The sequence below is a fragment of the Streptomyces sp. SAI-127 genome, assembly GCF_029894425.1.
GTDB lineage: Bacteria > Actinomycetota > Actinomycetes > Streptomycetales > Streptomycetaceae > Streptomyces.
In genome coordinates, this window is sequence record NZ_JARXYJ010000001.1 from 3,059,656 (window position 1) to 3,080,482 (window position 20,827).

General features: G+C 69.7%; 16 protein-coding genes. 5 read left to right on the plus strand and 11 right to left on the minus strand.

What is annotated here, in order from left to right; all coding sequences use genetic code 11:
- Nucleotides 1–16: 16 nt before the first annotated feature.
- Together M2157_RS13910 and M2157_RS13915 are read right to left on the minus strand one after the other, a co-directional pair.
- Complete coding sequence (locus tag M2157_RS13910) at nt 17–1,927, minus strand: glycogen debranching N-terminal domain-containing protein (protein WP_280865401.1); 1,911 nt, start codon at nt 1,925–1,927, stop codon at nt 17–19.
- Nucleotides 1,928–2,589: 662 nt separating this feature from the next.
- On the minus strand, nt 2,590–4,293 hold the full coding sequence (locus tag M2157_RS13915; RefSeq protein WP_280865402.1) for a DUF4192 domain-containing protein: 1,704 nt from the start codon (nt 4,291–4,293) through the stop codon (nt 2,590–2,592).
- A 139-nt stretch (nt 4,294–4,432) separates the two neighbouring features.
- Here M2157_RS13915 and M2157_RS13920 point away from each other — a divergent pair, with 139 nt between their 5' ends.
- A complete protein-coding gene (locus tag M2157_RS13920) occupies nt 4,433–6,604 on the plus strand; it encodes a RecQ family ATP-dependent DNA helicase (RefSeq protein ID WP_280862192.1) in 2,172 nt (723 codons plus the stop codon).
- 293 nt (nt 6,605–6,897) lie between these two features.
- Nucleotides 6,898–7,530 (plus strand): hypothetical protein, encoded by a 633-nt coding sequence (locus tag M2157_RS13925; RefSeq protein WP_069761604.1) that lies wholly within the window; start codon nt 6,898–6,900, stop codon nt 7,528–7,530.
- Nucleotides 7,531–7,759: 229 nt separating this feature from the next.
- Here M2157_RS13925 and M2157_RS13930 read toward each other — a convergent pair whose 3' ends face one another.
- The 3 genes from M2157_RS13930 to M2157_RS13940 all read right to left on the minus strand — a co-directional run bounded on the left by M2157_RS13930 (nt 7,760) and on the right by M2157_RS13940 (nt 9,888).
- Nucleotides 7,760–8,413 (minus strand): hypothetical protein, encoded by a 654-nt coding sequence (locus tag M2157_RS13930; protein WP_280862193.1) that lies wholly within the window; start codon nt 8,411–8,413, stop codon nt 7,760–7,762.
- A gap of 68 nt (nt 8,414–8,481) precedes the next feature.
- Entirely contained in the window at nt 8,482–9,183 is a 702-nt protein-coding gene (locus M2157_RS13935; RefSeq protein ID WP_280865403.1) for a ribonuclease HII, read from the minus strand.
- Between the two features lie 81 nt (nt 9,184–9,264).
- A complete protein-coding gene (locus tag M2157_RS13940; RefSeq protein ID WP_280862195.1) occupies nt 9,265–9,888 on the minus strand; it encodes a TetR/AcrR family transcriptional regulator in 624 nt (207 codons plus the stop codon).
- A gap of 187 nt (nt 9,889–10,075) precedes the next feature.
- On the opposite strand from M2157_RS13940, the gene M2157_RS13945 reads away from it, so the two are divergent.
- Nucleotides 10,076–11,623 (plus strand): MFS transporter, encoded by a 1,548-nt coding sequence (locus tag M2157_RS13945; RefSeq protein ID WP_280862196.1) that lies wholly within the window; start codon nt 10,076–10,078, stop codon nt 11,621–11,623.
- A gap of 276 nt (nt 11,624–11,899) precedes the next feature.
- Here M2157_RS13945 and M2157_RS13950 read toward each other — a convergent pair whose 3' ends face one another.
- The 3 genes from M2157_RS13950 to M2157_RS13960 form a co-directional block, all read right to left on the minus strand.
- Entirely contained in the window at nt 11,900–12,805 is a 906-nt protein-coding gene (locus tag M2157_RS13950) for an ADP-ribosylglycohydrolase family protein (RefSeq protein ID WP_280862197.1), read from the minus strand.
- Nucleotides 12,806–12,817: 12 nt separating this feature from the next.
- Nucleotides 12,818–13,477, minus strand: coding sequence for a histidine phosphatase family protein (locus M2157_RS13955; RefSeq protein ID WP_280862198.1), 660 nt, complete (start codon nt 13,475–13,477; stop codon nt 12,818–12,820).
- A 119-nt stretch (nt 13,478–13,596) separates the two neighbouring features.
- The gene (locus M2157_RS13960) at nt 13,597–14,202 is read right to left on the minus strand and encodes a YdbC family protein (RefSeq protein WP_266529371.1); all 606 of its coding nucleotides are present in this window, start codon (nt 14,200–14,202) and stop codon (nt 13,597–13,599) included.
- A gap of 148 nt (nt 14,203–14,350) precedes the next feature.
- Between M2157_RS13960 and M2157_RS13965 the strand changes: the two genes are divergently transcribed.
- Nucleotides 14,351–14,875 (plus strand): TerD family protein, encoded by a 525-nt coding sequence (locus tag M2157_RS13965; protein ID WP_348541791.1) that lies wholly within the window; start codon nt 14,351–14,353, stop codon nt 14,873–14,875.
- 4 nt (nt 14,876–14,879) lie between these two features.
- Here M2157_RS13965 and M2157_RS13970 read toward each other — a convergent pair whose 3' ends face one another.
- The 3 genes from M2157_RS13970 to nrdR form a co-directional block, all read right to left on the minus strand.
- Entirely contained in the window at nt 14,880–15,587 is a 708-nt protein-coding gene (locus tag M2157_RS13970; RefSeq protein WP_280865405.1) for a DUF6215 domain-containing protein, read from the minus strand.
- A 138-nt stretch (nt 15,588–15,725) separates the two neighbouring features.
- The gene (locus M2157_RS13975; RefSeq protein WP_280862201.1) at nt 15,726–18,626 is read right to left on the minus strand and encodes a vitamin B12-dependent ribonucleotide reductase; all 2,901 of its coding nucleotides are present in this window, start codon (nt 18,624–18,626) and stop codon (nt 15,726–15,728) included.
- A gap of 162 nt (nt 18,627–18,788) precedes the next feature.
- Nucleotides 18,789–19,364: a transcriptional regulator NrdR gene (gene nrdR, locus M2157_RS13980; protein ID WP_280862202.1), complete on the minus strand. Its 576-nt coding sequence runs from the start codon at nt 19,362–19,364 to the stop codon at nt 18,789–18,791.
- 561 nt (nt 19,365–19,925) lie between these two features.
- Between nrdR and lexA the strand changes: the two genes are divergently transcribed.
- Nucleotides 19,926–20,705 (plus strand): transcriptional repressor LexA, encoded by a 780-nt coding sequence (lexA, locus tag M2157_RS13985; RefSeq protein ID WP_057613273.1) that lies wholly within the window; start codon nt 19,926–19,928, stop codon nt 20,703–20,705.
- Nucleotides 20,706–20,827: the final 122 nt, after the last annotated feature.

Here is a 20,827-nt window from a genome sequence, read left to right on the forward strand (position 1 = left end):
CGCGTGTCGTCCGAGGTCACGACCTCAGTTGCAGCCTCCCCGCGGCCTCCTCGACCATGGCGAGCCCGAGTCTGCTGACCCGTACCGAGAACGGGGCCCCCGCGAGCCTCAGTCCGGTCAGACTGATCTCGCCGAGCGGCGCACTGCGCACGGGGCGCAGTGTGACCGTCCCCGCCGGGGCGTCGGGACGGATTCCCGCGAGGGCGCTCAGCAGCAGGACTCCCGCGGCCGCTGCCGTGGCCGCCGGCCGGCAGGCCGCCGGGTGGGGAAGGGGAGCGCTCCCGTCGGTGCGCTGCTCACCCGCGTACATCTCGGGGAGCCGGTGGCCGAAGGTCTCAGCCGCCGCCAGCAGACCGTGCAGGAGCGAGCCGGCCTCCTTTTCGTACCCGGCGGCGGCCAGGCCCGCGACGGCGATGGCCGTCTCGTGGACGCGTACCGCACCGGTGCGATGGCCGAACGGGTTGTATCCCGCCTCTTTCGTGCCCAGTCCGCGCAACCCCCAGCCCGAGTCCATGACCGGGCTTCCGAGCAGCCTGGCGAGCTGCTCGATCTGCGCCCTGTCGAGCAGGCCGGGTGCCTGTTCACCACCGCCCAGCAGGCCGGTGTCCAGGAGATGGACGGCCGCGGCACCGAGCTGCGGCACGAGACGTCCGTCGGGGGCACGCGCGGTGGCCGGCCGGCCACCGCCGCGGTCCTCGACCCAGAACTCCTCGCGGAAGGCCGAGCGCAACTCGCGGGCCCAATCCCGCAGCGCCGACCCGCCGGGTCTGTCGAACGCGTCGAGCAGATCGGCACCGAGGACGGCCGCGCGATGCGCGTGCGCTTGAGTCTCGCAGCGGACGGGGCCGCCGGGCTGTGGATCACACAGATACGTCCCCTCCCCCACGGCCGCCCGCAGCCAGCCCAGACAACGCTCGGCTGTCGGGAGCAGTTCTTCTGTCTCCTGTCGGGAGAGCCCCCACCGGGAGGCCTCCGCGAGAAGGGCGGGAAAGAGCAGGGTGGCCTCGGTGCCCGTGCAACCCGCTGGAATATGTGCGCCCGCGTCCCGGCGCGGCCCGGGAATCATGCCGGACTGCGCTGTGTGCCCCCGGAGTTGGGTGCGCGCGAGGGTGCGCAGGGTCCCGGCGGCGAGCCGGGTGCCGAGCGGCAGTGTCATACGGGCTGCGACGAGCGCGTCGGCCGGGGCCAGGCCGCAGCGCCAGGGGGCTCCGGCCGCGAGGTGGATGTCGGTGGGGTGTGCCGGGTCGCGTAGGAGCAAGGACTGCAGATCGTCGATGCTCGTGTCCAAAAGCGGCTGGATCGCTGGGTGGTCTCCCGTCGCGCGGGCGGAAGCCAGGGGGCTGGTCGCCGCGCGCCCCACGGCCCGGACAGGGCTCGCCCCGTCCAGGCGTACGCGCAACTCAAGGCCGGCCGTGCCGCCGGGGGGCAGCTCGAACTCCCAGCGCAAAAGGCCCGCCGACGCCAGTGCGTCGGAGGGCGGTGGGTCGGCCGTGACCGACGCCCCGCCGGCGGCGCAGGACCAGCGCAGGCCGGAGTCGTGGACGCTCGCGGGCAGTTCGGGTCCCGCTCGGCCGGACGCGATCGCGCCCAGGTCCGCCAGATCCGTACCGAGTGCCACCTCCACCGGCAGTCGCAGTGGGCGGACGGCAGCGCTGTGCAGCGTGATGCGCTCCGTGCCGTCCGCGTGGCGTGTGCGTTCGACGACGACGTCCGGGTCCGGGCCTCCGCCCTGGGAGACACGAGCGGTGGCCATGAAACGTGCGCGATCCGCCGCGGTCGTCCGTGCCTGGACCGCGAGAGGCTCCCGGCCGGCGATACGGATCTGGCACCGGGAGAGCACGCGTCGGCCCGCGCGGTAGAAGCCTTCCAGCCCGTGCCCGTTCAACTGCCCTTGGTCCGTGGAGATGGCCAGGCCCGGAAGCGCCACGCAGATGATGACCGAGTGCGCCGGGGGAAGTTCAGCTGGGCCTCGGGGCCCCGAAGGGTGGTTCTGCGGCGGTCCGGACGGGGCGAGTGAGGGCGGGCGAGGGCGACGGCTCGGGTTCGGAGGCGGAGCCCAGTCCTGCCCCGCCGGCGTCGACGAGCGCCGCGCAGCCGCCACCGACGGAGACCGCTCCCGGTCCCGTGACAGCGAGGAACCGGTGTCCTCCTGGCCGTGGTCCGGAGCCGTGTTCCAGCGGTGCTCAACCGGCACCGAGGTGGGCTGGGTGCCGCTCGGGAACCTCGGCTCAGCCATGCCGGTGGCTGCGGCCGACGGCGGCGGACCGGCGCTTGCTTTCCCTACCGTCGTCGGCGTGACAAGGGGGGAACGGACGTCGTCGTTGGAGGGCGGAGTCGGCTGATGCAAGGGGCGCTTCCTCTGCACTCTGCGCGGCTCGGGCGTGTTCGGCGCCCGGTGCGGGGCTCCTGCAGGACATGGGTGCTGCGGCGGTACGGCCCGATCGGGCGTTCCGCCACTCAGGTGAACGGGGCGGGCCTGTTCAGGGTCACGCCCCCGAGCACGTAAGCCGACCGAATGGGGGCGGCCCGGAGCCGCCACCCGGCGGCGCAGGCGGGACCACCCGCGTGCGACACACTTCCAGCGGTCGCTCATCCCTCCTCCTCGGTGGCACCCCCGGGCCGTGTGCCCTGGGGCCGGCGCACGTCGTCCTTGCCCGTGGTGCGGCGGGCGGCACCGGGGCGCGTACCGCGGGCCGGTCGAGAGCGCGGGCGGGATTCCTCCGCGCAGGGCTGCCTGCTTTCGGCTTCAGCGGTGTTCGGACGGGCGTCGGGGCGAGTGCCGGGACGCACACGCTTACGTCGGCGGGCGGTCGTGGCGGGCGGTGGCCCCGGCAGAGAGCGGTCCGAACCGGGCGGGCATGGCGGCAGCGCGTCTGCGGCACGGGACGGACACTCCGACTGCGTGTCGTTGCGCTTGCCGGGCACAGGCTTGGCACCCATGAACCCGTCGTAACCGGGCGGGGTTGCCACCCGCCCAGGAACGGGCGTGTTCGGCCGCACCAGCTCGTCGGTCGTCTCCACATCGTCCACATCGGCGGACTGAGCGATCTCCGCCCGCGCGCGTGCCTCGCGCCCCTCGCGTTCCGCGCGCAGGCAGCGGCGAATGGATTCCGGGTCCAGTCCTTCGTTGCAGGCTTGGTGCAGGAGCCGGGCGAAGAGGTAGCCGGGATCCGCACCCAGGGCCATGGCCAGCGCTTCCCTGGCCTCGATCTCGTCGCCCGTGGCCCACGCCACCCATCCGGCGAGGGTGAGCGGCGCCGCCGCATGCTCGCCGTAGGGTCCGACGCACCGGCGGGCCAATGCACGCCACAGGCGCAGTGCCGGTCCGGCCTCCTCGGCCTCCATCCACTCGGCCGCGCGGTCCCGGGTCGTGCGGTCCTGCAGGCCGAGGATGAGTTCCGCCGCGTCTTGGTGCCCCAGCAGTTCGTCGTCTCGCAGGTCGGCCTGGAGCGCCCCCGACACGGGCGCTGCCTCGGCGAAGCGTGCCATGGTGCGCCTGGCCAGGCGCACCGTCTCCTCGGCCACCTCCGCCCGGCTCGTCAGTTCGAGCATCCTGGGGACCAGGGCCATGCCTGCGGTGTCCAGAGCGACTTCCTGTTCCAGCGCGGCCGCGGTCTCCCAGGGCTGCAGCCGGGCCCGCAACTCGCGCAGTGTGCCGCGCACCTGCAGTCCGGCGTACGTGGCCGCCGCGGCGAGCACCGAGGTGCCGGGCAGACCCATCGGAAGTCCCTCCACGGGACAGCATTCCTGGCTCGGGCAACAGTACGACCAGTAGCGGCCGCCGGAGATGCACAATGCCTCGATCACAGGAACGTCGAGCCTGCCGCACTCCGTGCGCAGCAGGGCGGCGAGCGGGGCCAGCCGCTCCGTGATCTGCCTGCCGGTTTCACCGGCCGCGGGTTCCTGGCAGAGGTAGGCGACCATCTGCTCGGGGCGGGCACCGCGGCGCTCGCTACCGGTGATCAGTCCGTGGGCCAGCTGCCGGGCCACGGCCGCCCAGTCGTCCTTGTTGGCGGGGATGCCGAGCCGGGCTCGCCCACCGAACCGGCCGCGGCCGCCCCGGTCGTGCAGGGCGACCAGAACGATGCTGTCCTCGGGCCGGTACCCGAGCAGGTAGGGCAGGGCGTCGGCCAGCTCGCCCGGAGTCCGCAGGGTGACCTGATGTTCGGCGCCATGCGCGTCGAATCCGACGCGGTCGCTGATCCCCGAGCCGTCGTTGTTGCGTCCGTCGTTGTTCCGTCCGCCGTTATCGCCGTTTGCAGCAGGTCCGGTCGTTTCGCTGTGATTCGTCATGCGCAGACGATCTCGCGGATCGTGACGTTCCGTTTGAGCCTGTGGATAAGTCCGATCAGGGCCACGACAAGGCATCCCGTCATCCACAGCTCGGCCGCCGAGAGGCGCCGCTGTCGGAGGCGTCCTGTTGTATGGAGGCATGACGCACACGAGCAAGACGGAGCTGCGCGAGGCTGCCGACGGGATCCTCGTCCGGCTCGTCGGGGACAGCACCGGATCGGCGCGACTGCGCGAGGACCAGTGGCGGGCGATCGAGGCGCTGGTCGCCGACAAGCGCCGGGCCCTGGTCGTTCAGCGCACGGGATGGGGCAAGTCCGCGGTGTATTTCGTGGCGACGGCCCTGCTGCGCGAGCGCGGTGCCGGGCCGACCGTGATCGTCTCTCCGCTGCTCGCGCTCATGCGCAACCAGGTCGAGGCCGCCGCCCGCGCCGGCATCCACGCCCGGACCATCAACTCCTCCAACCCCGAGGAGTGGGAGACCATCCGCGCCGAGATCGCCGCGGGCACCGTGGACGTGCTGCTCGTGAGCCCCGAGCGGCTCAACAACCCGGACTTCCGCGACAACGTCCTGCCGGAGCTGTCTGCCGCCACCGGCCTTCTCGTCGTCGACGAGGCGCACTGCATCTCCGACTGGGGCCATGACTTCCGCCCCGACTACCGCCGTCTGCGCACCATGCTCACTGATCTCCCTCCCGGGGTGCCTGTGCTGGCCACCACCGCCACGGCCAATGCCCGGGTCACCGCCGACGTGGCGGAGCAGTTGGGCACCGGCACCGGCTCGGACGCGCTGGTCCTGCGCGGCCCGCTCGACCGCGAGAGCCTCAGCCTCGGTGTTCTCCAGCTCCCCGACGCCGCCCACCGGCTGGCCTGGCTCGCCGATCACCTGGACGACCTGCCGGGCTCCGGGATCATCTACACGCTGACAGTCGCCGCCGCCGAGGAGATCACCGCCTTCCTGCGGCAGTGCGGGCACACCGTCGCCTCGTACACGGGAAAGACGGAGAACGCCGAACGCCAGCAGGCCGAGGAAGCCCTCCTCGCGAACAAGGTCAAGGCGCTGGTGGCCACCTCCGCGCTCGGCATGGGGTTCGACAAACCCGACCTCGGCTTCGTCGTCCACGTCGGTTCGCCGTCCTCCCCCATCGCCTACTACCAGCAGGTCGGCCGCGCCGGACGCGGCGTCGAGCACGCCGAGGTGCTGCTCCTGCCCGGCCGCGAGGACGAGGCGATCTGGTCGTACTTCGCCTCCGTCGCGTTCCCGCCCGAAGAATCCGTACGGCGCACCCTGGACGCCCTCGCCCGAGCGGACCGGCCGCTGTCACTGCCCGCGCTCGAACCGCTGGTGGAGCTCAACCGCACCCGCTTGGAGATCATGCTGAAGGTGCTGGACGTGGACGGTGCGGTCCATCGGGTCAAGGGCGGCTGGATCGCCACCGGAGCACCCTGGTCGTACGACTCCGAGCGCTACGCCTGGGTCGCCAAGCAGCGCGCCACCGAGCAGCAGGCCATGCGCGACTACGTCACCACCACGGGCTGCCGTATGGAGTTCCTGAGGCTGCAGCTGGACGACGAGCAGGCGGCCTCCTGCGGCCGCTGCGACAACTGCGCCGGACCCCGCTTCACCGCCGACATCTCCTCGGCCGCCCTGGACACGGCGGGCGGCTCGCTCGCCCGCGCCGGTGTCGTGGTGGAGCCCCGCCGAATGTGGCCCACCGGGCTCCCCTCCATCGGCGTCGACCTCAAGGGCCGTATCCCACCCGGCGAACAGGCCTTGCCGGGCCGGGCGCTCGGGCGGATGTCGGACATCGGCTGGGGCAACCGCCTTCGCCCGCTGCTCGCACCCCAGACTCCGGACGCTCCCGCCCCCGACGATGTGGCGAACGCAGTCGTGACCGTGCTGGCCGACTGGGCCAAGTCGCCCGACGGTTGGGCGTCCGGCGCCCCGGACGCACCGGCCCGGCCGGTGGGGGTGGTCACCGTTCCCTCGCACAGTCGGCCCCAGTTGGTCACATCCCTCGGAAGCCGGATCTCCACCGTCGGCCGCATCCCGTTCCTGGGGTCCCTCGCATACACGGACCACTCCGACGATCTTTCGCTGCCCCGCTCCAACAGCGCTCAGCGCCTGCGCGCCCTGCACGGAGCGCTCACCATCCCTCCGTCCCTGCGAGAGGCACTGCAGGCAGCCGGGGGCCCTGTCCTGCTTGTCGACGACATGACCGAGACCGGCTGGACCCTCGCGGTCGCCGCCCGGCTGCTGTTGCGGTCAGGTGCCCAGGGGGTGTTGCCTCTGGTTCTGGCCGTACGTGGCTGAGCAGACACCGGAAGCGACAGCGCGCCACGCGCGCCTACCGATGCGGGTCGTGAACGGCCGGGCTCGGAGGTCCCGGGCATCGCCGGTCAAACACTGGGTAGGGATATAAGCCACGAACCGTCAGATTCGTGTCGGTGGACCCAATTGCTCGTTGCCGCAACCAAGTTCGACAGGAAGAATTGAGGTCCGCTCCCCGCACGGCCCGTCCGTTGACCGGTAGGGCTCTGCTGCGGTGCGCGCTCCCCCGAATCCGACCCCGCCCGCCGTATGGGCGCGTAGCCGAAGGGAGGACCGTGACCTTCGGATTCGCTCCGTCCTCCGCGGCGTCCACGTCGTCAGCCGACCTGTCCGCCGCATCCGCCAACCCTCTGGCCCGTCTGCTCGAACCCGCCGAGTGGGCCGAGGCCGGCATCCCGCTGCTGCGCAATCCGCGCGAGGTCGTCAGCGGGCTGCACTCCCGGCACCGTCCCAAACCGGCGACCGCGATCGTGGCCGTCCTCGACCCGGACGAACGACTGCGGGCGAGCGCCTCGTTCACGCGCCGTCCGGCACCGGCCGACGGCTGGATGTTCCGGAACACGCTGCTTGCCCAGCTGCGCCGGGTGATCCCGCACGACCTGCGGCGCCGCACACCCGTGCGCACCGCTGTGCTGCTCTACTGCCGTGAGGGCGACGCGCGTTGGACGGAGGAGGACGGCGCGTGGATGTGGGGCCTGCGTGACGCCTGCACTTTGCACGGGCTGCGCTGCGGGGCGTACATCACGCTGACGCGCGACGGCTGGCAGGTGCTCGGCGAGGGACGCGGCGGACGCCGACCGAACGCGGACTCCGCGCCGGAGCCGTTCGCCACGTCCGAATCTCCGCCCCTGCTGCCACGCACCGGCGGCGCCGCCTCGGAGGTCCTGCGCCGCGTGGCGGCTCGCTGAGAGCCGAGCGCCGAGACCGGCCCGGTCGCCGTTCTTCGGCCGTACGTCTCGGACGTACGGCCCACGACGTCATGGCGCACCGCGCGCACGCGTTCCTGGCACCGGCATGGCGCGCTTCCTGAGGGGACACCCGCTCGGACGCGTGCATGCCGAAGGACTCACTGTGCAGGTGCCGCGCGGGCGGCACCTTTCGTCACCCCGGCGCCCCTCCGGACGTACCGGAAACGGCTCAGACGCCGGCGCCCAGTACCGAGTTGATCTGCTGCGGATCGCCGCAGACGATCAGCAGGGCGCCGGCCCGGGCGTGGGCCAGAGGCAGGGCCTCGGCGACAGCGGCGGCGGAACCGCCGTTGACGGCGACCACGACCACCGGACGGGACGCGGCCCGCGAGACCGCCGTGGCGTCCGCGTAGAACACGTCGTCACCGGCGTCGTGCTGCGCCCAGTAGGCGGCTTCACCGAAGGACAGCTCATGGGCGGCCCACGGATGGTGTTCGCCAGTGGTGATCACCAGCACTTCACCGGGGGCACGGCCCGACTCCAGCAGGAGGTCCACGGCCTCCTCCGCAGCGTCGAGCGCACCGGCGGCCGAGGCCGGGATGAGCTGGATCTGCGGAGCCGCCGAAGCCGGGGCCGGAGTCGCGGCGGCGGTGGCAGGGACAGCGGGGCCCGGCGCTCCGGGCTTGGCCACGGCGACGTCGTGCGGCGTCCGCTGCACCGGCGGCGCGGGCCGCAGCGGGCCGGGACGCCCGGGGCGCGGCGGAGCCGCGGGGCGTGGACCTGGTACGGGACGAGGGGTCGGCGCGGTGCGGCCGCTGGCCGGAGTGGCGCGGGGACCCTGGGCACTCTCGTGAATCTGAGGCTCCTCGGGAATGAGAGGCATGGGCTGATGTTTATCAAACGTTGGTGCGGCTCGCGTCAGCGGGTGGCACATCAGTGCGAGCGGAATCGTCAGAAGTCGAAGCCGAGCTGGCCCTCGATTTCCGGAACGCTTCCATCCGCCCAGCTGCGTGCCTTCTTGAGGTGCCGCCACTGTGGCAGCGCATCAAGATACGCCCACGACAACCGGTGGTACGGGGTGGGGCCCCGAACCTCCAGCGCGGCCTTGTGCACGGGCGACGGATACCCGGCGTTGGCCGCGAAACCGAAGTCTGCATGGTCGATACCCAGTTCGGCCATCATTTTGTCGCGCTGAACCTTGGCGATCACCGAGGCCGCCGCGACCGCCACACAGGATTGGTCGCCCTTGATCACGGTCCGGACTTTCCAGGGCGTTCCGAGATAGTCGTGCTTCCCGTCGAGGATCACCGCGTCCGGCCGGACCGGGAGTGCCTCCAGGGCGCGCACGGCGGCGATCCGCAGGGCCGCCGTCATCCCCAGGTCGTCGATCTCTTCGTGGCTCGCGTGTCCGAGGGCGTACGACGTCACCCACGTCCGCAGTACCTCTGCGAGTTCGGTACGGCGTTTGACGCTGAGCAGCTTGGAGTCGGTGAGGCCTTGGGGCGGTCGACGCAGTCCGGTGACGGCCGCGCAGACGGTGACGGGGCCGGCCCAGGCTCCTCGCCCCACCTCGTCGACACCGGCAATGATCTTCGCTCCGGTCGTGGCGCGAAGGGAGCGCTCGACGGTGTGAGTAGGTGGTTCGTACGGCATGGCGCCCTTAGCCTACGCCGCCGGGATCACCCTGCGACACCCGGTTTCCCCTGACGGCGTCCCGACGTCCACGATCAGCGCTCACAGTTTGGTCGACCGCAGCAGCGGCAGCAGGAATTGGTCGATCATCTCTTCGACATCCCGGTCACTCCATTCGCTACCGCGCATCTTGGAGCGATACATCATCATGGCGGGGATGGCATCGAAGACATAGTCGTTCGCCGCGTCAGGACGCACCTCACCCCGCTCAATTCCTCGGGTGATGATCTCGCGAAGCAGCCTCACACTCGGCTCCACGACCCCGTTGAAGATCACGGCATGGAAGCGTTCAGCCTGAGCCTGGTCGCATTCGTGAATGACGGAGCGCAGCGCGAAGCCGGGCCGTGAGAACATCGCTTCACGCGCCTGGCGGCACAGTTCGAGCAAGTCCTCGCGCACACCACCGAGGTCGGGCGCCTCCTCGAAACGCGGCAGTCCGGCCCGAAGGGCGTCTGCGACCAGGTCCTCCTTGGAGGGCCAGCGGCGATATACCGCGGCCTTGCCGGTCTGGGCTCCGGCGGCGACACCTTCCATCGTGAGGCCGTTCCAGCCGACCGTACTGAGCTGCTCCAGCGCGGCGTCGAGGATCGCACGCTCCAGCACGGCGCCGCGCCGACGGAGGGAGGCCGCCTGAGCGGGGGCGGCCGTCCAGCGCGAGGTAACCATCTGAGTGACTCCAGCGAACAGGGAAGCGGGGATTTCGGGGAGGGGCGGGGCACCGCGTGGCGACACGGGGGGACACGCCACGCGCCAACAAACTTAAGTGAACGCTTGCGTTCACTACTAGGGACTCACTACCGTTGACGCAACAGTGAACGCCACCGTTCACTAACGCGCTTGTGGGGGACCCATAGTGACGACCTCTCAGTTGATCAAAGATCAGAAACCAGGTGCGGCCCGCCGGGAAGGGCGACCCGGCATCGCGCTCGCCGTCATCGCGGCCTGCCAACTCATGGTGGTACTCGACGCGACGATTGTGAACATCGCGCTGCCGCACATTCAAGACGCTCTCAAGTTCAGCACCACCGACCTCACATGGGTCGTCAGCGCCTACACGCTCACCTTCGGTGGGCTGCTCCTTCTGGGCGGCCGCGCGGGTGACATCCTCGGGCGCCGCCGGGTCTTCATGACCGGCATCCTGCTGTTCACCTTCGCCTCGTTGCTCGGCGGACTCGCCCAGGAACCCTGGCAGCTGCTGGCCGCCCGCGTCCTGCAGGGCGTGGGTGGCGCGATCGCGTCGCCCACCTCGCTGGCGCTGATCACCACCACGTTCCCCGAAGGGCCCGAGCGCAACCGGGCCTTCGGCGTCTTCGCCGCCGTCTCCGCGGGCGGCGGCGCCATAGGCCTGCTGGCCGGAGGCATGCTCACCGAGTGGCTCGACTGGCGATGGGTGCTCTTCGTCAACGTGCCGATCGGCGTGCTGATCGCGGTACTCACCCCGCTGTACATCAGCGAGTCCGAGCGCCACAGCGGCCGCTTCGACATCGCGGGCGCCCTGACCTCCACGGGGGGCATGGCCCTGCTCGTCTACGGTTTCATCCGCTCCGCCGACGAAGGCTGGCGGGACAGCCTGACCATCGGGTCCTTCGGCATCGCCGTGGTGCTTCTGCTCGCCTTCGCGTTCATCGAGTCGCGCGCCAAGGAGCCGATCACCCCCCTGCGGATGTTCGCCGATCGCAACCGCTCGGGCACGTACGTGATCATGCTGAGTCTCGCCGCCGCGATGTTCGGCATGTTCTTCTACATCGTGCTCTTCGTCCAGAACGTGCTGGACTACAGCCCGATCCAGGCCGGTCTCGCCTTCCTGCCCGTGACGGTCGTGATCGCGCTGGGGGCAGGCCTGTCGCAGCGATTCCTGCCGGTGCTCGGCCCCAAGCCGTTCATGCTCACGGGGTCGGCGCTCGCGGTGACCGGGCTTGCCTGGCAGGCCCTCATCAGCTCCGACAGCTCTTACGTCGGTGGAGTTCTCGGACCCATGCTGATCTTCGGCTTCGGCATGGGCCTGAACTTCGTGACGCTGACGATCACCGCGGTCTCCGGCGTCGCCCAGCATGAGGCCGGCGCGGCCTCCGGGCTGCTCAACGCCACGCAGCAGGTGGGCGGTTCGCTCGGTCTGTCCATCCTGACGACCGTGTTCGGGTCGGCCAGCAAGGACGAGGCCGAGAAGCAGTTGCCGCAATTCATGGCCGACGGTTCGGCGGAGCAGAAGGCGGAGTTCGCCAAGACGCACCAGCTGCCCGCCCCCTGGGGGCACGAAGTGCTCGCCCAGGGCATCTCGTCGGGCTTCGTGGCGGCTGCCTCGATGGCCGTACTCGCCCTGGTCAGCGCCTGGTTGGTGATCAAGGTCCGCAAGAGCGACCTGGAGGCACTCGCCGGCACGGCCGGTCCGGGCCTCGGCTGATGGAGCCGGGCTCACGATGAGCAGCGGATGGCCGGGCCGGGTCCGGAGGATCGACAAGGACGAGAGTCCGGTCATCCGCACGACAAGCACCGCCCACAGCAGGGCGAACACCGCCAACCACCCCATGGCCACACCCCCGCGCCTCTCACGTGTCTTCTGCGTGCACCGGCCCATCCGGCGCACACCAACTGTCACAACAACGAGCAGGCGATTACACAGAGTTCCCATCGCACACGGAGAGTTTTCGGCGATGCGGCCGGGCCAGGCGTGGGTCTCCTAGCCCGGCACCCGCAGCCACTCCGGAAACGCCTCGGTCCGTTGCACCCACTCGGCAGGCGGCGTCCCGGCCTTCCCCCCGGCGATCACACCACCCACGATGGCGCAGGTCGTGTCCACGTCACCGCCCACCTGGGCAGTTGTCCAGAATGCCTCCTCGTAGTCGCCCAGGGACCGGGCGGCGGACCAGAGTGCGAACGGCACGGTGTCGTGTGCCGTGGTCCGGCGCCCGCAGCCCAGCACGGCCGCAACGGTGGAGGCGTCGCCGTAGTCGAGCATGTCGCGTGCCCGCCGCAGCCCCGCGCCGACGGCACTCTTCGGGACGAGCGCAATGACGCCGTCGAGAAACGCCCCGGGGCTGGGCGGGCCACCGGGGGCGGCGGCCAGCGCGGCGGCCGCGGCGACAGCCATGGCGCCGACCACGGCCTCACGGTGCTGGTGCGTGGGATACGCCGAGATCTCGGCCTGGTGGGTCGCCTGCTCCGGGTCGTCGGCGTAGAAGGCCCCGAGGGGCGGGATGCGCATCGCGGCGCCGTTGCCCCAGGAACCCTGCCCGTTGAAGAGAGCCGCGGCGAGCTCGCGCCAGTCGCCGCCCTCGCGGACCAGCCGCAGCAGACGGTTGACGGCGGGGCCGTAGCCCCGGTCGAAATCGTGGTGTTCGGCGAAGGAGTGGGCCAGGGCGTCCTGGTCGATGCGGTGGTGGGCGGCCAGGACGGCCACCACCGAGCAGGCCATCTCGGTGTCGTCCGTCCACTGCCAGTGGCCGGGCGGCAGCTCGCGGTTCTTCAGCAGGGGGTAGTTCACCGGCACGAAGAACTGCGAGCCCAGCGCGTCTCCCACCGCCAGGCCACGCAGACTGGCCAGGGCGCGGCTCAGGCGCCCATCGGGTGTGGAGTCAGCGGTCATCGGTCTGCCACTCTAATCGGTGATCCCGTACGGTTCCGGCTCTCGCCAGCGCCCGAAGGGCCGGTCAAGGGCGTACTTGCCGTCGTCCCCGAGAACGAGCATCCGCATCTCCGCGTTCCCCGGGTTCGACAGTGACTCGAATTCCGCGACCGTCCAGTGGAACCAGCGCATGCAGAACAGCCGCATGGCGAGTCCGTGCGTCACGATCAGGACGTTCGGCGGATGGTCGGGCGCCTCGAAGCTGCGGAACAGGCTCTCCAGGAAGCCGCCCACCCGGTCGTACACGTCGGCCCCGGACTCACCCTGTGCGAACCGGTAGAAGAAGTGCCCGTAGGCGTCCCTGTACGTCTTCTGGAGGCGTACGTCGTCACGGTCCTGCCAGTTTCCCCAGTCCTGCTCCCGCAGCCGGGGTTCCTCACGCACCCGTATGAGCTCGGGGTCCAGGTGGAAGGCGCGGAGCGTCTCGTGCGTACGGCGGTACGGAGAGACGTACACGCTGACGCGTTCGCGGCCCAGCACCTCTCGCAGCCGTTTACCGGTCTCCTCCGCCTGCTGCCAGCCCCGTTCCGTCAGGGCCAGGGCGTGGTCGGGCTCGCGTTCATAAACGGTGTCATCAACATTGCCCGTTGACTCCCCGTGCCGGACAAGGACGATTCGCCGTGGTCGTGCCATGCCAAGACCCTAGATCGGGTGAGGGCGTATCGAGCACTCGTACGGGCTCCATACGGCGTAGGTCACACATTTCCCGCACCATCGGCCACGCAGAGGCGCACGTATGGTGAGTCCGAATTTCAAACCGTCCAGGCCGGTTCCAGATCCAGGATGTCGCCCGTGAGGGCGGCGACGTCGGCGTCGGTCTGGGCGCGCAGAGCGAGCCGTTCCACGCGTTCGGTGCGGTACTTGCCGTGCTCGGCGGCCGACCGCCACATCGAGAGCACCAGGAACTCGTGCCCCGGGGCCTCTCCGAACAGACCCCGGATCATGCCCGGCGAGCCGGCCATCGCCGGGTTCCAGACCTTTTCCTGCATGAGCGTGAAGTGCTCCGCGCGCTCCTCGTGGACGCGGCAGTGGGCGAACCGCACCAGGTCGGCGTCGGTGAAGCGCGGCTCGAAGCCCGTCTTCACGTCGAAGCGGTAGTCGAACAGCTTGACCTGGACGTCCTTGAACGTGCCTGACTGGGCCGCCGCGAGCCGGTCATGGGAACGGGCCATGAAGGAGTCGTAGAAGGAACGGCTCTCCCAGAAGGAGAAGATGTGCGCCACACCCTGTCGCCCCCTGCTCCAGCCTCCGCCCTGTCCCCGAAACCCCGGCTCTCCGAGAAGCCCCGCCCACTTTCGCTGCCCCCGCTCGAATCCGCGGCGGTCCACCACGGTGCAGCGAATCCACTTGACCAGCACGGCGCCATGGTAAGGCCACAGAGCGTGGCGCCGGTCACGCTCGGCGGCAGAGGCGACGCACGAGTGACACACGCGCGTGGCAGGATGGGCAACCGGTCTTACCTGACTGGCAGTTCGGGCCGTGGACACAGGGGGAAGGGGAAATTTGGTGAGCGGCATCAACAAGGGGATCCGCAAGGTCGAGGTCGCGCTCAAGTGGGATCCGAGTCCGGCGGGGCAGCCGGCCACCGACCTGGACATCGTCGCCGCGACCTACGTGGCGGGCGATCCGTACGGCGATCCCGCCTATGTGGTGCACTTCGACAGCCGCTCCCCCGACGGCACCATCTATCTCAACCGGGACAGCAAGGACGGCAAGGGCTTCGGCTGGGACGAGGTCATGACCCTCGAACTCGACCGCCTGGACGCCCGGTACACGCGCGTGGTGGTCGGCGCCGTCATCCAGCAGCGTTCCACACCCCGCACCTTCGTCGGCGTGATCAACCCGGCTCTGCGGATCCGTGAGGGCTACACGGTTCTGGCCGAGGACGACTTCGGCGGCGTCCTCGGCGCCACGGCCGCGAAGGTCGCGGAGTTCGTACGGCAGGAATCCGGCACCTGGGACTTCCACCCCGGGATCAACGGCTTCGAGGAAGACCCCGCGACGTTCACCCGGAGCATGGGCCGGGCGTGACGTGTCAGCCGGCGGTCCAGTCCGGGACCGTCGGCAGCACCGTCTCGGCGACGCGGAGCAACGCGAGGTCATCGGGCAGGACGTCGCCCTGACGCCATATGGAGATCTCGTAGAAGCCGCCGCCGTCCTTGGTGTCCTTGGCGACCAGCAGGCTGCGGGCGATGCCGCCGGGGCCGGTGTCGACCTTGCCGCCGCCGAGGTTGAAGTTGAGGGCGATGGTCCGGTCCGAGTAGAGGACCGCCGGGTGCCCGCCTATCGTCCTGTTCTGCGTCGAACTCCCCAGGAAACCGGCCATCTCGGACACCGGGATGTCGTCGTCGGACGTCGAGAGCTTCACGGAGTAGGTGGACAGCTGCACCTCCGCCTCGGGTGTGACGGTCTTGGTGCCGTCGGCCCAGGTACCCACACTCTCGTTGCCGCTGGCGTTCATCGCGTACTCCGCCGGCGTGCCGAGCAGCGTGGGCAGGTCCGCACGGTTCAGCGCCGTGCACAACCGCACCCCGGAGACCGGCTTCGACGGCCGTGCGCCATCCGACGTGTGGCATTCGGCAGGTTCGGGGTCGCCGGCCTTTTGATGAAAGGTCCCTGACAACACGACGGCCGCGAGGCCCCCGACCACCACCAGTGCCGCGACAGCCTGGCCCCACTCGCTCGGGCCGTTCTCGGGCTGCCTCACGCTCTCCGCGACATCGGCAATCTGCTGCTCAGCCATGTTCCCCGTGTCCCCCACCCTGCCGTTCGCGCCGGTCGTGCGCTGGGGGAGCCTAACGTGTGATCGTCTCGTGGAGAAACGGAAAAGCCGAAGGCGGTGCAGCCGAAGTCCGGCTGCACCGCCCTGGGTTGACTCACATCAGCTGCAGCCGCTGGTCGACCCGCAGCCCTCGCAGATGTAGCAGGAACCGGCCCGCTGCATCTTCGTACCGCAGGAGAAGCACAGCGGGGCATCGGCCTGGATGCCCAGCTGCATCTCCACCAGCTCGGCGCTGGTGTGCGCCTCCTGAGGCGCGGGCTTGGCCGCCTCGACCTCGGCCTTCGGCGTGACGACCGCCTTCAGCTCCTGGGCGCGCGGCGCCGACTGGGCCAGACCCTCGACGTCGACCTCCTCCTCGGTCGGCTCGTAGGAGCCGGTCTCGAGGTGGCGCTGACGCTCCTCGGCGGAGTGGATGCCGAGCGCGGAACGGGTCTCGAAGGGCAGGAAGTCGAGCGCCAGGCGACGGAAGATGTAGTCGACGATCGACTGCGCCATCCGCACGTCCGGGTCGTCCGTCATGCCGGCCGGCTCGAAGCGCATGTTCGTGAACTTCGAGACGTACGTCTCCAGCGGCACGCCGTACTGCAGGCCCACCGAGACAGCGATGGAGAAGGCGTCCATCATGCCCGCGAGGGTCGAGCCCTGCTTCGACATCTTCAGGAAGACCTCGCCGAGACCGTCGTCCGGGTAGGAGTTGGCGGTCATGTAGCCCTCGGCGCCGCCGACGGTGAAGGACGTCGTGATGCCGGGACGGCCCTTCGGGAGGCGCTTGCGGACCGGACGGTACTCGATGACCTTCTCGACCGCCGCGCGGATGGTCTCCTCGGCCTTCTCCGTGACCTCGGCCTTCTCCTTCTCCTTGGTCTTGGCGGAGAGGGGCTGGCCGACCTTGCAGTTGTCGCGGTAGATGGCGAGCGCCTTGACGCCCATCTTCCAGGCCTCGAAGTAGACCTCTTCGACGTCCTCGACGGTCGCCGTCTCCGGCAGGTTGACCGTCTTGGAGAGCGCGCCGGAGATCCAGGGCTGGATCGCGGCCATCATGCGGACGTGGCCCATCGCGGAGATGGAGCGCTCGCCCATGGCGCAGTCGAAGACCTCGTAGTGCTCGTGCTTGAGGCCGGGAGCGTCGATCACATTGCCGTTCTCGGCGATGTGGGCGACGATCGCCTCGATCTGCTCCTCCTGGTAGCCCAGGCGACGCAGGGCCTGCGGAACGGTGCCGTTGACGATCTGCATCGAGCCGCCGCCGACCAGCTTCTTGAACTTGACCAGCGCGAGGTCGGGCTCAAGACCGGTGGTGTCGCAGGACATCGCGAGACCGATGGTGCCGGTCGGAGCGATGACGGACGCCTGGGCGTTACGGAAACCGTTCTTCTCACCGAGACGCAGCACGTCCTGCCAGGCCTCCGTGGCGGCGGCCCAGATCGGCGTGTCCAGGTCGTCCATGCGGACGGCCTTGGTGTTCTCGTCGGAGTGCTGCTTCATGACACGCAGGTGCGGCTGCGCGTTGCGGGCGTAGCCGTCGTACGGGCCGACGACCGCGGCGAGTTCGGCGGAACGCTTGTACGACGTGCCGGTCATCAGGGAGGTGATGGACCCGGCGAGAGCCCGGCCGCCGTCGGAGTCGTACGCGTGGCCGGTTGCCATCAGCAGGGCACCGAGGTTGGCGTAGCCGATGCCGAGCTGGCGGAACGCGCGCGTGTTCTCACCGATCTTCTGCGTCGGGAAGTCCGCGAAGCAGATGGAGATGTCCATCGCGGTGATGACGAGTTCGACGACCTTGGCGAAGCGCTCCACGTCGAAGGACTGGTTGCCCTTGCTGTCGTCCTTGAGGAACTTCATGAGGTTCAGCGAGGCGAGGTTGCAGGACGTGTTGTCCAGGTGCATGTACTCGCTGCAGGGGTTCGAGCCGTTGATGCGGCCGGACTCCGGGCAGGTGTGCCAGTGGTTGATGGTGTCGTCGTACTGGATGCCCGGGTCGGCGCAGGCCCAGGCGGCCTCGGCCATCTTGCGGAACAGCGCCTTGGCCTCGACCTCCTCGATGACCTCGCCGGTCATGCGGGACGTCAGGCCGAACTTGCCACCCGTCTCGACGGCCTTCATGAACGTGTCGTTCACGCGGACCGAGTTGTTGGCGTTCTGGTACTGCACCGACGTGATGTCGTCGCCGCCCAGGTCCATGTCGAAGCCCGCGTCGCGAAGGGCGCGGATCTTCTCCTCCTCCTTCACCTTGGTCTCGATGAAGTCCTCGATGTCGGGGTGGTCGACGTCGAGGATGACCATCTTGGCGGCGCGGCGCGTGGCGCCACCCGACTTGATCGTTCCTGCGGAGGCGTCGGCGCCACGCATGAAGGAGACCGGACCGGAGGCGTTGCCGCCCGAGGACAGCAGCTCCTTGGAGGAGCGGATACGCGAGAGGTTCAGGCCGGCACCGGAGCCGCCCTTGAAGATCATGCCCTCTTCCTTGTACCAGTCGAGGATCGACTCCATGGAGTCGTCGACGGCCAGGATGAAGCAGGCCGAGACCTGCTGCGGCTGGGGCGTACCGACGTTGAACCACACCGGGCTGTTGAAGCTGAAGATCTGGTGCAGGAGGGCGTACGCCAGCTCGTGCTCGAAGATCTCCGCGTCGGCGGGCGAGGCGAAGTACTTGTAGTCCTCGCCGGCCTTCCGATACGTCTTCACGATGCGGTCGATGAGCTGCCTGAGGCTCACCTCGCGCTGGGGGGTGCCGACGGCACCGCGGAAGTACTTGCTGGTGACGATGTTGACCGCGTTCACCGACCAGAAGTCGGGGAACTCGACGCCACGCTGCTCGAAGTTGACCGAGCCGTCGCGCCAGTTGGTCATGACGACGTCACGGCGCTCCCAGGCCACCTCGTCGTACGGGTGCACGCCGGGGGTGGTGTGGATGCGCTCGATACGCAGGCCCTTGTTCGCTGCCGCCTTGGTGCCCTTGGCGCGGGAACTCCGTGCCGGACCGCTCGCCGTCTCTGTCATGCCGCCTCCCTGTACGGGCGAAAACGCCCTGAAGTGCCCCGATGTTCCCGTGGCACGGTGTTCTGTCTGGTATTGCGGGCACCCACTCGCTACCGCCCGCAACAGGTCTTCGGTCGCCGCCGTCCGGCCGGTCCGGGGTCCTGGCCCGGTCCGGCCCGCCGATCAGTCGGCGGCGCGGGCGGGCTCGGGGAGTTGAGCAGTCCCTCCGGGCCCGCGATCGTCTTCCTGGCTCCCCGCGACGGCCTCTTCGCCGTCCACAGCCCCTCCGCGGTCCTCGTCGTCCGCGGCGGGGGGTCCCGTCTCCCTCAGTTCCGCGATCGCCGCATCGAAGTCCTCGAGCGAGTCGAACGCCCGGTAGACGGAGGCGAATCGCAGATACGCGACGAGATCGAGCTCTTGCAACGGGCCGAGTATGGCCAGCCCCACGTCATGGGTGGTCAGTTCGGCGCTCCCGGTGGCCCGCACCGCCTCCTCGACCCGTTGGCCGAGCTGGGCGAGCGCGTCCTCGGTGACAGGCCGCCCCTGGCATGCCTTGCGCACACCATTGATGACCTTGGTACGACTGAAAGGCTCGGTGACTCCGGACCGCTTGACCACCATCAGCGAGCACGTCTCCACGGTCGTGAAGCGACGGGAGCAGTCAGGACACTGGCGGCGCCTGCGGATCGACGTGCCGTCGTCGGTCGTACGACTGTCGACGACGCGGCTGTCGGGGTGCCTGCAGAAGGGGCAGTGCATGAACTCCAACCCTCCTCACAGCAGACTCAATAGCCTCGCTGAGCCCCATGGGCCCCTCGAAGCAGCCCCAAGCATAGGCGATCGCGGCGGGCCTGGAGACCCGGGGGACCACAACTTCTGGGCTGCTGTAGCAATCCAAGCACTACATGTAGGGATTGGCACGGCATACACGCCGTACACGCATGTCGCGCCTGTATGGGCATGTGCCATACGACTGCCCCGCCCCCCGGCGAACACGACGCACAGCCGTATCGCTGCGGCGCATGCGGAGATACCGTGGGCGCCACAAGGAGGGGACGTGGGATTCCCGCAGAGATGGGAGCCGGTACCCGGCCGACTGGGCACTGGATGGCAGACTGGGGCAACAACCCGCGAGGTCGCCATCCGGCGGTGAAGAGTACAGCAATGGGCCCTTTTGTTCGGCAGGCGGCGCGTTAGCCATACACCCAGACACATGATCGCGTCAGGTGATTCGCGATTTTTCACTCGAACGTGTGTTTGGCGCAACCTTTCGAAAGCAACTACCGTTGTCCAGCAGGGAGACCATCGAGAGGGGCCGACGTGACCACGACCGCAGACAGTGCCACCATCACTGCCCAGGACCGTTCCCAGGGCCGACTCGAGCCGGTGCATGCGATGAACGAAGCCGTGAATCCCGAGGGACACAAGCGGTCCCTCCCGGGCCGACCTCCAGGCATCCGGGCGGACAGCTCGGGGCTCACCGACCGGCAGCGCCGGGTGATCGAGGTCATCAGGGACTCCGTCCAGCGGCGCGGCTACCCGCCGTCCATGCGGGAGATCGGCCAGGCAGTCGGCCTGTCCAGCACCTCATCCGTCGCGCATCAGTTGATGGCGCTGGAGCGCAAGGGCTTCCTGCGCCGCGACCCGCACCGCCCGCGCGCGTACGAGGTGCGCGGCTCCGACCAGGGCGCCTCGGTGCAGCCCACCGACACCGCGGGCAAGCCCGCCGCGTCGTACGTCCCGCTCGTCGGCCGGATCGCCGCCGGTGGCCCGATCCTCGCCGAGGAGTCGGTCGAGGACGTGTTCCCCCTCCCTCGCCAACTCGTCGGCGATGGTGAGCTGTTTGTGCTGAAGGTCGTCGGTGACTCGATGATCGAGGCCGCGATCTGCGACGGCGACTGGGTCACCGTCCGCCGGCAGCCCGTCGCCGAGAACGGCGACATCGTGGCCGCGATGCTGGAAGGTGAGGCCACCGTCAAGCGCTTCAAGCGCGAGGACGGCCACGTCTGGCTCCTCCCCCACAACTCCGCGTACGAGCCGATCCCCGGCGACGACGCGACCATCCTCGGCAAGGTAGTGGCAGTACTGCGGCGCGTCTGAGCAGCGTCGCAGGCCTCGCCGATCCGACCGGGCCCCGGAACCCCTGCGCCGGTTCCGGGGCCCTGCGCTGTCCGTCCCCGGGGACGGGTCGCTCCGCATCGTGGGTTGGTCCGACCCGTCCC

What these genes read in the sequence shown, in the direction of transcription:
- M2157_RS13915 (WP_280865402.1), bottom strand. Translation starts at nt 4,293, where the DNA reads ATGACGAATCACAGCGAAACGACCGGACCTGCTGCAAACGGCGATAAC.
- M2157_RS13920 (WP_280862192.1), top strand. Translation starts at nt 4,433, where the DNA reads ATGACGCACACGAGCAAGACGGAGCTGCGCGAGGCTGCCGACGGGATC.
- M2157_RS13930 (WP_280862193.1), bottom strand. Translation starts at nt 8,413, where the DNA reads ATGCCTCTCATTCCCGAGGAGCCTCAGATTCACGAGAGTGCCCAGGGT.
- M2157_RS13935 (WP_280865403.1), bottom strand. Translation starts at nt 9,183, where the DNA reads ATGCCGTACGAACCACCTACTCACACCGTCGAGCGCTCCCTTCGCGCC.
- M2157_RS13940 (WP_280862195.1), bottom strand. Translation starts at nt 9,888, where the DNA reads ATGGTTACCTCGCGCTGGACGGCCGCCCCCGCTCAGGCGGCCTCCCTC.
- M2157_RS13950 (WP_280862197.1), bottom strand. Translation starts at nt 12,805, where the DNA reads ATGACCGCTGACTCCACACCCGATGGGCGCCTGAGCCGCGCCCTGGCC.
- M2157_RS13955 (WP_280862198.1), bottom strand. Translation starts at nt 13,477, where the DNA reads ATGGCACGACCACGGCGAATCGTCCTTGTCCGGCACGGGGAGTCAACG.
- M2157_RS13970 (WP_280865405.1), bottom strand. Translation starts at nt 15,587, where the DNA reads ATGGCTGAGCAGCAGATTGCCGATGTCGCGGAGAGCGTGAGGCAGCCC.
- M2157_RS13975 (WP_280862201.1), bottom strand. Translation starts at nt 18,626, where the DNA reads ATGACAGAGACGGCGAGCGGTCCGGCACGGAGTTCCCGCGCCAAGGGC.
- nrdR (WP_280862202.1), bottom strand. Translation starts at nt 19,364, where the DNA reads ATGCACTGCCCCTTCTGCAGGCACCCCGACAGCCGCGTCGTCGACAGT.